11 protein-coding genes and 2 pseudogenes are annotated in these 11,181 nt (G+C 73.2%); 3 read left to right on the top strand and 10 right to left on the bottom strand.

What is annotated here, in order from left to right:
• From AB0G08_RS29520 to AB0G08_RS29495, 6 genes and pseudogenes are all read right to left on the bottom strand, one after another.
• Positions 1–188: pseudogene (locus tag AB0G08_RS29520) on the bottom strand (hypothetical protein); the annotation flags it as partial.
• A complete protein-coding gene (locus AB0G08_RS29515) occupies positions 185–823 on the bottom strand; it encodes a bifunctional 4-hydroxy-2-oxoglutarate aldolase/2-dehydro-3-deoxy-phosphogluconate aldolase (RefSeq protein ID WP_358094058.1) in 639 nt (212 codons plus the stop codon). The pseudogene AB0G08_RS29520 and the gene AB0G08_RS29515, both read right to left, overlap by 4 nt.
• Positions 824–827: 4 nt before the next feature.
• Entirely contained in the window at positions 828–1,976 is a 1,149-nt protein-coding gene (dgoD, locus tag AB0G08_RS29510; protein WP_358094055.1) for a galactonate dehydratase, read from the bottom strand.
• 7 nt (positions 1,977–1,983) lie between these two features.
• Entirely contained in the window at positions 1,984–2,799 is an 816-nt protein-coding gene (locus tag AB0G08_RS29505; protein ID WP_358094052.1) for a carbohydrate ABC transporter permease, read from the bottom strand.
• Positions 2,796–3,746, bottom strand: coding sequence for a sugar ABC transporter permease (locus tag AB0G08_RS29500; RefSeq protein WP_357881740.1), 951 nt, complete (start codon positions 3,744–3,746; stop codon positions 2,796–2,798). The genes AB0G08_RS29505 and AB0G08_RS29500 overlap by 4 nt, the downstream gene beginning before the upstream one ends.
• Positions 3,747–3,824: 78 nt before the next feature.
• A complete protein-coding gene (locus tag AB0G08_RS29495; RefSeq protein WP_358094050.1) occupies positions 3,825–5,111 on the bottom strand; it encodes a sugar ABC transporter substrate-binding protein in 1,287 nt (428 codons plus the stop codon).
• Between the two features lie 145 nt (positions 5,112–5,256).
• On the opposite strand from AB0G08_RS29495, the gene AB0G08_RS29490 reads away from it, so the two are divergent.
• Together AB0G08_RS29490 and AB0G08_RS29485 are read left to right on the top strand one after the other, a co-directional pair.
• Positions 5,257–6,018 carry a FadR/GntR family transcriptional regulator gene (locus AB0G08_RS29490; RefSeq protein WP_358094047.1) on the top strand — a complete coding sequence of 254 codons (762 nt, stop codon included), beginning with the start codon at positions 5,257–5,259 and terminating at the stop codon, positions 6,016–6,018.
• A 224-nt stretch (positions 6,019–6,242) separates the two neighbouring features.
• The gene (locus tag AB0G08_RS29485; protein WP_358094044.1) at positions 6,243–6,965 is read left to right on the top strand and encodes a hypothetical protein; all 723 of its coding nucleotides are present in this window, start codon (positions 6,243–6,245) and stop codon (positions 6,963–6,965) included.
• A gap of 53 nt (positions 6,966–7,018) precedes the next feature.
• Here AB0G08_RS29485 and AB0G08_RS29480 read toward each other — a convergent pair whose 3' ends face one another.
• The 4 genes and pseudogenes from AB0G08_RS29480 to AB0G08_RS29465 form a co-directional block, all read right to left on the bottom strand.
• A complete protein-coding gene (locus AB0G08_RS29480; RefSeq protein WP_358094041.1) occupies positions 7,019–8,374 on the bottom strand; it encodes an MFS transporter in 1,356 nt (451 codons plus the stop codon).
• Between the two features lie 455 nt (positions 8,375–8,829).
• A pseudogene (locus tag AB0G08_RS29475) lies at positions 8,830–9,627 on the bottom strand (hypothetical protein); the annotation flags it as partial.
• Between the two features lie 53 nt (positions 9,628–9,680).
• Positions 9,681–10,706, bottom strand: coding sequence for a hypothetical protein (locus AB0G08_RS29470; RefSeq protein ID WP_358094038.1), 1,026 nt, complete (start codon positions 10,704–10,706; stop codon positions 9,681–9,683).
• Between the two features lie 45 nt (positions 10,707–10,751).
• Positions 10,752–10,967, bottom strand: coding sequence for a hypothetical protein (locus tag AB0G08_RS29465; protein WP_358094035.1), 216 nt, complete (start codon positions 10,965–10,967; stop codon positions 10,752–10,754).
• Between AB0G08_RS29465 and AB0G08_RS29460 the strand changes: the two genes are divergently transcribed.
• Positions 10,951–11,181: hypothetical protein (locus AB0G08_RS29460; protein ID WP_358094032.1), on the top strand; the 231-nt coding region annotated here is incomplete at its 3' end. The genes AB0G08_RS29465 and AB0G08_RS29460 overlap by 17 nt on opposite strands.

Here is an 11,181-nt window from a genome sequence, read left to right as displayed (position 1 = left end):
CCGCAATCGTGGTGGGGCCCGCCCCGCCGGCCGGTGGGGGGGGGGGGCCCCGCCGGGCCCACCGCGACGGCCACGTTGGACTCGGCGCCGGCCAGGTGCATGGTCAGCGGCCCCCCGGCGGCGAGCGGGCCGGCCGAGCGCAGCGACACCAGGGCCTCGCCGACGGTGAGCAGGTCCGGTGCGGTCATGATCCGGCCGGCTCCCGGACGGCGGCGAGGTAGGTGCGCGCCCGCGCCCGCAGGGCGTCCAGTTCGCCGCCGGAGGCGGCGTCGCCGACGAGGGGACCGCCGAGGCCGACCGCGATCGCGCCGGCGCGGAGGTAGCCGGGCACGTCGTCCAGGCCGACGCCGCCGACCGCGACGAACGGGATGTCCGGGAAGGGGTCGCGCACCGCCCTGAGGTACGCGGGCCCGCCGACCGACGCCGGGAAGAGCTTGACCGCCGACGCCCCCATCCGCACCGCCGTGTAGGCCTCGGTCGGGGTGAGCGCCCCAGCGGCGACCGGGAGGCCGCGGCGCGCCGCCTCGGCGATCGACTCCACCACGGCCGGCGTCACCACGAACTGCGCGCCCGCGGCGGCCACGTCGGCGACGTCGGCGGTGGTGAGCACCGTGCCGGCGCCGACCAGCGCCCCGGCGGGGGCCGCCGCGCGCAGCGCCTCGATCGCCCCCAGGGCGTCCGGCGTGGTGAGGGCCACCTCGACGACGCGTACGCCCTCCTGGAGCAGCGCGGTGCCGGCGGCGATCGCGGCAGCGGTGGCGGTGCCGCGGATGATCGCGAGGATGCGGGCGGCGGTGAGGTCGGCGGTGAGGTTGACGGTCATGTGATCACCATTCCGCGTAGGAGCCGTCGCGGTGCCGCCACGTGGGGCTGCGCCACGCGTGTCCGCGCTTGTCCGCCGCGCGTACGGCGTCTTCGTCGATCTCGATGCCGAGGCCGGGCGCGGTGAGCCGCTCGACGTACCCGTCGACGAACGTCAGCGGGGTCTTGTCGAGGCAGTAGTCGAGCACCTCGGCGCCGAGGTTGTAGTGGATGCCGATGCTCTGTTCCTGGATCAGGTAGTTGGGCGTGGCGAAGCCGACCTGGAGGCAGGCGGCGAGCGCGATCGGCCCGAGCGGGCAGTGCGGGGCGAGCTGCACGTCGTACACCTCGGCCAGCGCGGCGATCTTGCGGACCTCGGTGATGCCGCCGGCGTGCGAGAGGTCCGGCTGGGCGACGGCGATGCCGGCCTGGAGCACCGGCAGGAACTCCTGCCGGTTGTAGAGCCGCTCCCCCGTCGACACCGGCGTGGTGGTGGAGCGGACGAACTCGCCGATGAGGTGCGAGTTCTCCGGCACCACCGGCTCCTCCAGGAAGAACGGCCGGTACGGCTCCAGCAGCGGGGCGACCCGGCGGGCGGTGGCGAGGGTGAACCGGCCGTGGAAGTCGACCGCCACGTCCCGCTCGTCGCCGAGCACCTCGCGGGCGGCGGCCACCCGCTGCACCACGCCGTCGATCTCGGCGACGGACGCGACGGCGCTCATCCGGCCGGAGGCGTTCATCTTCACCGCGGTCAGGCCGGTGGCGACGGCGGCGGCGATCTGGTCGCGCACCTCGCTGGGCTCGTCGCCGCCGACCCAGCCGTAGACCCGGATCCGGTCGCGGACCGGACCGCCGAGCAGCTGGTGCACCGGCGCGCCGAAGTGCTTGCCGGCGATGTCCCACAGCGCCTGGTCGAGCCCGGCGACGGCGCTGGCCAGGATCGGCCCGCCCCGGTAGAACGAGCCCTTGGTCATGACCTGCCAGTGGTCCTCGATGCGCAGCGCGTCCCGGCCGACGAGCAGTTCGCTGAGCTGCTCGACGGCGGTGCGGACGGTCTCGGACCGGCCCTCGCAGGTCGCCTCGCCCCAGCCGACGATCCCGGAGGACGTCTCGACCCGGACGAACAGCCAGCGCGGCGCGACGAGGAAGGTCTCCACCCGTTCGATCGTGGTCATGGTGTCCTCAGCCCTTCGTGGCGCCGGCGGTGAGGCCGGAGACGACGTACTTCTGCACGAACAGGGCGATCAGCATGATCGGCAGGGTGACCACGGTGGCCGCCGCCATCAGGCCGCCCCAGTCGATGCTGGCGTAGCCGACGAAGTCGAAGATCGCCACCGGGAGCGTCTTGGTGTCGGCCCCGGAGAGCACGAGGGCGAACATGAAGTTGTTCCAGGAGAAGATGAACGACAGGATGCCGGCGGTGGCGATGCCGGGCACCGACAGCGGCAGGGTGATCCGCCGGAACGCCCCGATGTGGGTGAGCCCGTCGACGAGCGCCGCCTCCTCCAGCTCGGTCGGCAGGCCGTCGAAGTAGCCCATCATGATGTAGACGATCAGCGGCAGCGACACGAACATGTGGCTGAGGATCAGCACGGTGAACCCGCCGACCATCTGCAGGTTCGAGAAGACGTAGTACCAGGGCACCAGCAGCGAGACGCCGGGGATGACCCGGGCCATGAGCACGACGAGCGCGGACTTCTTCATGTTGAAGCGGCTCATCGAGTACGCGGCGGGCACCCCGAGCAGGAGCGACAGCACGGTGGCCGCGAGCGCCACCCAGAGGCTGTTGCCGATGAACTGGACGTAGTTCGCCTGCTGCAGGACGTTGCTGTAGTTGTCCAGCGTCGGGGAGAAGACGAACGCCTTCTCGGTGTCGTAGATGTCGACGTTCGTCTTCAACGAGGCGGCGACCATCCAGACCAGCGGCGCGATCAGCGACAGCACCACGAGGACGAGGGCCACCGTCCGGAAGATCTTGTACGGCCTGCGCAGCTTCATCGGTCCATGCCCTTCTTGCGGTAGGTCAGGGCCCACATCACCCCGATGATGATCAGGAAGAAGATGATGAGGACGGTCGATGAGACGCCGTAGTCGTTGTAGTCGAAGCTGAGCCCGTAGGCGTACACGTTCAGGGTCTCCACCTCGTGGAACGACCCGCCGCCGCGCCCCTTGGTGGCGTAGAGGATGTCGAAGGTCTTCAGGGCGTCGATGCCGCGCAGCAGGATCGCGACGATCACGGTGGGCATCAGCAGCGGCAGGGTGACGTGCCGGAACCGCTGCCAGGTGCTGGCGCCGTCGATCAGCGCCGCCTCCTGCGGCTCGTCGGAGAGCGACGTCAGGCCGGCGAGCAGGATCAGCACGACCATCGGCGTCCACTGCCAGATGTCGATGAACATCGTCGTCGGCAGGGCCGAGCCCTGCCCGGAGAGCCAGGGCTGGGGGCCGATGCCGACCCAGCCGAGCACCTGGTTCGCCATCCCGATGTTGGGATCGAAGATCAGCCGCCACATCATGCCGACCGCGACCGGGGTGGCCACCAGCGGCAGGAGGATCGCGACCCGGACCCACTTCTCACCGCGGAACGGCCGCCACAGCAGCAGGGCGATCGCCATGCCGAGGACGACCTCGAAGAAGAGCACGACGCCGGTGAAGAGCGCGGTGCGCCACACGGCCGGCCAGAACCGGTCGGTGTCGCCGAGCACGTCGAGGTAGTTCTGGAAGCCGATGAACTCGCTCTCGGCGCGGACCGAGCCCTCGGCGTCGGTCAGGCTGAGGTATCCGGTCCACGCCACCGGGAAGACGATCAGCACGGCGACGAACAACATGGCGGGCGCCGCGAAGAGCCACTTGCGGTGCTCGTTGGCCCAGCGCGACCAGGCCGAGGTCTCCGGGGACGCCGGACGCGCCTCGGGCGATCTTTTGACTGGTGTGGTGACGGTCGACATGGGGTCTCCGGATGGGTCAGGGCCAGCGTCCCGACGCGGGGTGGCGGAGCCGGTCGGCTCCGCCACCTGCGTTTCGGGCTACTTCGCCTCGTCGTCGAGGAACTTCTGGAACGCCTCGTTGGCCGCGTCCGCCGAGGCGGCCGCGTCCTTGCCGGTGATCGCGTCGACGATCGGCTGACCGACGATCTCCCGCGCCTGGGCGACCTTCTCGACCAGCGGCCGGTCGTGGCCCACGCCGTTGGCGGTGCTGACCGTGGTGGCCTCGGCGAGGTCCTTCGGGTAGGTCGCCGCGCCCTCCGGGTTGTTCCAGACGGAGGTACGGGCGCTGGGCACGCCGGCCTTCTGCTGCGCCAGCGCCTGCTCCTTGCCGGCCGCCCACTGGATGAACTTCCAGGCGTTGTCCTGGTTCTTCGACGCCTCGTTCACGCCGAGCGCCCAGGACGGGATGTTGTACGGCTTCGAGCCGGCCGGGCCGGCCGGGAAGGCCGCGAACCCGACGGTCTCGGAGACCTTCGACTTGGCCGGGTCGGTGGCGTTCTTGTAGAGCGAGTTGGCCTCGGTGTAGAAGGCCGCCTTGCCCTGGGTGAAGATCGCCATCGCCTCGGACCAGCTCATGTCGGTGCTGATGTTCTCCGGGCCGTGTTCCCGCAGCAGTCCGCCGTAGTAGGCGTACGCCTGCTTGGCCGGCTCGCTGTTGACCGCGGCCTTGCCGCTGGCGTCGACGAAGTCGCCGCCGAAGCTGTAGAGGAAGCTGGAGAACTGGGTGACGGCGGCGGCCTTGCCGGTGCGGGACACGAAGCCCGCGACGCCCGGGTTGTCCGCCTCGACCTTCGCCGCCTGCGCCTTGAGCTCGTCGAGGGTCTTCGGCGGGGCGGTGAAGCCGGACTTCTCCAGCAGGTCCTTGCGGTAGTAGAGGACCTCCTGCTCGGTGATGATCGGCACGCCGACCAGCTTGTCCTCGTACGTGGTCGCCTGCACCGGTCCGGACTGGAAGTCACCGACCTCGAACGCGCTGTCCGACTTGCTCTTCTCGGTCAGGTCGGCGAGGTACTTGTTCTTGGCGAACAGCTTCCCCTCCTGCAGCGGCCGGTACATCATCACGTCCAGGTCCGTGGACCCGGCGTTCAGCTTGACGTTGTACTGGTCGGAGAGCTGGTCCTCACCGAGCTGGGTGACCTCCACCTTCAGGCCCGACTGCTTCTCGAACTCCGGCAGCGCCTTCTTGATGTTCTCCGTCCAGACGTGGTTCACCAGCGTCACGCGAACGGTGTTCGAGCCGCCGGCGTCGTCCCCGCCGCCACAGGCGGACAGGCCGAGGGCGACGACCATCGCCAGGGAAGACCCGATAACTGATCGACGTCTCACGTCCATCTCTCCTTATGCCGTGGCCGTGGCCGCCGCCCGGACGGGTGGGCCGCCACCTCGCGGTTTACATCCGCTTAACATCGGGATGCTAGGCCGAAAAAGCAGATTTATACAAGGGGTAGGCCCAACTGATATGCTCCGTCGCGTGGAATCGACCTCTCCGGGGGCTGTGGCCGCCCAGCTCGCCCCTGTCGAGGCTGGCCTGCACGCACGCGTCCTCGACCGCCTCGGCACGGCCATCTGCGACGGCGAGCTCGCACCCGGGTCGGTCCTCAACATCGACGACCTGGTCGACCGCTACGCCGTGTCCCGCTCGGTCGTCCGCGAGGTGCTGCGCGTGCTCGCCTCGATCGGGTTCATCGAGACCCGTCGCCGCGTCGGGGTCATGATCCGGCCGTCGGAGGACTGGAACGTCTTCGATCCGCAGGTGATCCGCTGGCGACTCGCCTCGGCCGGCCGCATCGTCCAGCTCCGCTCGATCACCGAGCTGCGGACCGCCGTCGAGCCGCACGCCGCCTGGTTGGCCGCCAACCGGGCCGGCCACGACGCCGCGAGCGACCTGGTCGGGCTCGCGGCGAAGATGTGGGCGGCCGGCAAAGCCGGCGACGAGGAGCGCTTCCTCCGGCTCGACATAGAATTCCACCGCCGGATCCTGGTCGCCTCGGGCAACGAGATGTTCGTCCGGCTCCAGGACCTGATCGCGGAGGTGCTCACCGGCCGGCACCAGCACCACCTGATGCCGCACCACCCGCACGAGCAGGCCCTGCAGCTGCACGCCGAGGTGGCCCAGGCGATCCAGCGGCGCGACGGCGAGCGCGCCCGGCGGGCGATGGTGCAGCTCATGGAGCAGGCCTTCGACGAGATGAGCTCGATCTGGGAGCAGACCGGCGAGACCGCCGACGCCTGACCGCGCACCCGCCGACTCCCGGCCCACCCCACGGTCCCGCCGTCGCGGCGTAAGCTGGTGGCGGCGCCGTCCCGCGCCCACCTCCTTCCCGGTGCCCACGCCACCGGCCTCGCGGAGGCAAAGGGAGCCCCGTGCTCTCGGGACGCCGTGCCACATGCCCTTCTCCGGCGCGGTCGACGGGAGCGTGGGTCCCTGCGACCCGTGCCGTCGACAGGGAGCATGTGATGACGCGTCACAGGTCGTTCAAGAACCGGGTCCGGGCCCGGATGGAGAAGACCGGCGAGAGCTACACCGCCGCCCGCCGGCAGCTGACCGGCGGGGCGGCCGCAGGTGGGCCCGAGCCGGGGGCCGCGACAGCGCAGCCGCCGCCGCCACCCGCGGCCGCACCGGGCGCGACGGGGCAGACCGAGCGGATCTCCGACGCGCTGCTGCGCGACCGCACCGGCCGCGGTTGGGACGAGTGGTTCGCCCTCCTCGACGCCTGGGGCGCCACCGGGCGCACGCACACCGAGATCGCCCGCTGGCTGGTCGCCACGCACGAGGTGTCGGGCTGGTGGGCGCAGAGCGTCACCGTCGGCTACGAGCAGACGCGGGGCCTGCGCGCGCCCGGGCAGCGGCGCGGGGGTGGCTTCTCCGCCGCCGGCAGTCGGACGGTCGGCGTACCGGTGCAGCGGCTCTTCGACGCCTTCGCCGACGACGCGCTGCGCCGGCGGTGGCTGCCCGACGCGGTGGTCCGCGTCCGCACGGCCACCCCGGCGCGGACGTTGCGGGCCGACTGGGGTGACGGGCCGACCCGGATCGTGGTGGGCTTCGCGGCCGTCGACGCGGCGAAGTCGCGCGTGTCCGTGCAGCACGAGAAGTTGACCGGGGCGGCACAGGCGGCGGAGCTGAAGGCGTACTGGCGCGACCGGCTGGCCGCGCTCAAGGCGTTGCTCGAGGAGCGATGAGCTGACCGACGACGGTCCCGGCGGCGGTCGCGCGGACCGCCGCCGGGCCCCCGTCAGCCGGTGTGCCCGGCGCTCGCCCGCGCCGGCCGGCCGGCGCGGCTGGCCAGGAGCAGCGCCATGATCAGGTACGGCACCGCGGCCACCGCGAACGCGACCCCGTTGCCGGCCCCGGTGGCGAGCAGGCCGTACCCGCCGTAGACCGCGATGATCGTGACGTCGGTGGCCATCCCGGCCAGCGAGGTGACGGTGGCCCGGCTGCCCCCGGTGATGCGGGCCTGCAACCGGGCGTCGGCGAGCACGGTGGCGAGCTGGAAGCCGCAGAACGCGACCGCGACCAGCGCGAAGCCGGCCGGCCGGGCGAACAGCGCCCCCGCGGCCAGGGCCACGGCCGACAGCGCCAGCAGGCCGGCGTACCCCCGGGCGGTCAACCGCTCCCCCGCCGGGGCCAGCAGACCGCCCACCGCCACCCCGATCCAGGTGAGCAGGAGCAGCAGCGGCACGGTCGCCTCGCCGACGCCGGTGTCGCGGGCCAGCAGCGGGGTGTACTCGTCCAGGGCGCCCCAGACCGCCGCGACGACCGCGGCCAGCAGCACCGCCGCGCGGACGGCCCGGTCGGCGCGGACCTCGGCCAACCCGGCGCGCAGGCTCGCCCACCAGCCGAGGTCCTCGTCGTCGTCCGCCCCGGCGTCGGGCCCGCTCCGGTCCGGCCCCACGCCGCCGACGGCGTCGAGGTGCACTGGCCGGCCGGACTCGACCGGGACCTCACCGCCTCGCTCGGCCACGGCGGGTGCCGCGTCGGGCGCGGCCTGGGCGGGCGCGGGCCGGCGGTGTTCCGGGAAGCGGGTGGCGACGGCGGCGGCGAGCAGGCAGGCCAGCACGCTCGCCGCACCGATGGCCGGATAGCCGCCGACGGCGAACACGGGGCCGGCCAGCAGGATCGAGGTGAGGACGGCGAGCGTCTCGGCCGTCTTCGCGCGGCCGATGAGGCGGGCGTAGCGGCCGGCGGCGCCGAGGCGGTCGAGTTCGGTGAAGACCAGCGCCTCCAGCGCGCCCGAGGCGAGCGCCCCGGCGGCGCCCCAGAGCACGAAACCGACCGCGAAGGCGGGGTACGAGGGCACGAGCACCCAGAGGGCGAAACCGGCGGCGGCGACCACCGGCGCGAGGCTGAGCAGCAGCCGCCGGGAGAACGCGTCGGCGAACGCGCCGGAGGGCACCTCCAGCAGGATGCTGGCGGCCGACCAGATCACGAACAGCGACGAGATCTGCCACACCGACAGGCCGGTGTCGCTGAACAGCAGCGCGTACAGCGGATAGAGCAGGACGAGTTCGCTGAGGAACGCGTACCCGTAGAGGGTGGCCGCCAGCCGGCGGACGCGCGCGTCGGGCACGCGCGGAGGGTGGACAGTCATGGGACCTTCCTGTGGGGACGAAGCGGACGCCGGACGAACGGCGACCGCGGCGGCCCACGGCAGTGGCCCCTAGCGGTGGATCAACATCGCCACGTCATGTCGGCGATGGTAGCCGGACCGGCCCGGGCGGTCACGCCCTTCGCCGGACACACGCCGGGGTGGGATCCGATGCGGATCCCACCCCGGCGGCGGTGTGCTCAGCGACGGCGCTGCTCGCCGTCCAGCGGCGGGATGACCATGGTGGCCTCGCTGTCCTCGCGGGCCGGGACGGTGGCGCCGCCCGAGGTGACCTGGGTGGCGTCCGGGTCGCCCTGCCGCGGCACCGGTACGGTCGGGTCGGCGTCGACGCGCGGGCCGGAGACCACCTGCGTGGCGTCCGGGTCCGCGTCGACGCGCGGGCCGGGAACCACCTGCGTGGCGTCCGGGTCCGCGTCGACGCGCGGGCCGGGAACCACCTGCGTGGCGTCCGGGTCACCGCCGGCCACCGGGCCGCCGTGCGTGGCCCGGGCCGCGAGGTGGGCCTCGCTGTCGCGGCGTCCGGCCTGGTAGGCGCGGGCGTGCGTGGCGATCAGCTGCGACTCCCGCTCGGCCCGGCTCAGCCACGACTCCCAGCGGCTCTGCATGGGACGGACCAGCCCGCCGCCGACCCCGACGACGAGGATGCCGCCGACGGTCGCCAGCACCGCGACCAGCACCGGAGTGGTGACCGCGGTGGCCACGCCGATCTGGTTGAGCGCGGCGATGACGCCCAGGCCGAGGATGAACACGGAGGCGATGGTGGCCAGGATCCGGCCGTACGACAGCCCGCCCAGGGCGCCACTGATGATGTCCTTCACGGCGTTGGCGATGGCCGCGGCGACCACGACGATGACGATCGCGACGAAGGCGCGGGGCAGCCAGGCGATCACGCCCGCGATCAGATCGGAGATCGGGTTGGGGCCCCAGATGCCGAAGGCCAGCTGGAGGGTCACCAGCAGCACCCCGTAGTAGGCGAGCTTGGCGACGATGTCACTGGCGTCGTACCGGGAGCGGGCCAGGGCCCGACGGATCCCGCCGCGTTCCACGGCACGGTCGAAGCCGACCCGCTCCAGCACCTTGTCCACGATCTTGAGCACGGCCTTCGCGATCAGCCAGCCCGCCACCAGGATCGCCACGAAGGCGAGGGCCTTGGGCAGGAACAGCATCACCGACCGGAGGGCGTCCCCCACCGCGTCGCCGAAGTTGTCTCTCATCGGAATTCCTCCACACGGCATCCGGGTTAGTCCGGCCCGACCTACCCCCGGCGGCGATCGGGGAAACACCCGCCTCAGCGGCGCCGGCAGTCGTAGGACACCGGGGTCTGGGCCTGCACCGGGGCCGGCGAGGTGATGTTGACCGTGGCCGTCTCGGTCGTGCTGCCCACGCCGCTGAAGGCCCAGCGCAGCGTCAACTCGACGGTGCGCTGGCCGCGCCCGACCCGCTCGGTCTGCAGGCTGCCGGGCGCGCTGCCGGTGCGCAACCACTGGTAGCGGAGCTCCCCCGCCCGGCCGTTGGTCGACACCGTGGCCACCACGTCGACGGTGACGTCGCACCGGTCGCCCGCCGGCCGGGGAACCGCCACGCTCACCCCGGTCACCTCCAGCGGGCTGATCCGCTGCCAGAGGTAGAGGCCGACGGCGGCCAGCAGCGCGACGGTCAGGAGCGTGGAGAGCACCGAGGTCACCACCCGCCACGCCGACCGCCGCCGCGGCGGTGCCGGCGTGGGCCACGGGGGCGCCGGCGGCGGGGTCGTCGGGACGCCCGGCCCGAACCGCACCTCCCCGCCCGGCGCAGCGGCGGAGCCCCCGGTGGGGCCGCCGAAGAACGTCCCCGGTCCGGGCCCGGTAGCGGTCGCCCACCCGGCTCCCCCGGCCGTCGCCCCGGTGGTCGGCTGCCCCGGCGCGGGCCGCGCCGCCGGCCACGGCCCGGTCCGCCCGCCCGGGGCGTGCTGCGGCGTCGTCGGCTCGCCGTGGGCCAGGTGCACGGTCGCCTCGTCGCGGGTCGGGCGCGCCGTGGGCTCCCCGGCCGCGAGGTGGGTGGTCGGCTCGGCCGCCGCCAGACGCACGGTCGCATCGCCCGAGGCCAGGCGCGCGGTCGGCTCGGCCGCCGCCAGGTACACGGTCGCGTCACCCGAGGCCAGGCGCGCGGTCGGCTCGGCCGCCGCCAGGTACACGGTCGCGTCGCGCGACGGCAGGTGCGCGGTCGGCTCGGTCGGCGGCTGCGGCTGGTGGGCGTCGAGGCGGGCGGTGGCGGCGTCGTCGTCCGGCTGCCGGTGGGTGGGCAGCGCCTCGGTGGGGTCGTTCGGCTGGGTCACGGCGGCCCGCCCTCCGTCGTCGTGGTCGGCATCCGGTTTCCGGGCTCAGCCCGGGGTGCAGTACGGGTACAGCGTCACGTGGACCGGCGAGCCCTCGGGCGAGACGTTGCCGGCCTCGTCCACGGCGACGACCCGGACCGCGATCCGGGTGCTGGCCGCGGGCCGGGGCAGGTCGCCCAGGACGCCCCGGAACCACCCGCGCCCACCGGACGTCATGGCCACCTCGCTGGTGCGGCCGTCCAGGGTGTACCGGAAGCTCACCCTCAGCTTCCCGGCCGCCGTACGGTCGTCGGAGACGACGGCGGAGATCGTGCTGGACGTCGACCCGTACGGGCAGCCCCCGGGTTCGAGTTCGGCCGGGGCGGCCGCGACCCGGCCGACGGAGGGCGCGACGGTGTCCGCCGGCGCGGCGCTGGCGCTGGTCGACGCGGTCGGCGGGGCGGGGGCGGACGTCGTGGGCGCGCCCGTGTCGGCC

The organism is Micromonospora sp. NPDC023644 (assembly GCF_040640115.1).
Classification (GTDB): Bacteria; Actinomycetota; Actinomycetes; order Mycobacteriales; family Micromonosporaceae; genus Micromonospora.
Note: the sequence above shows the minus strand (reverse complement) of the source record. Positions and strands in the feature narration are given on the sequence as shown.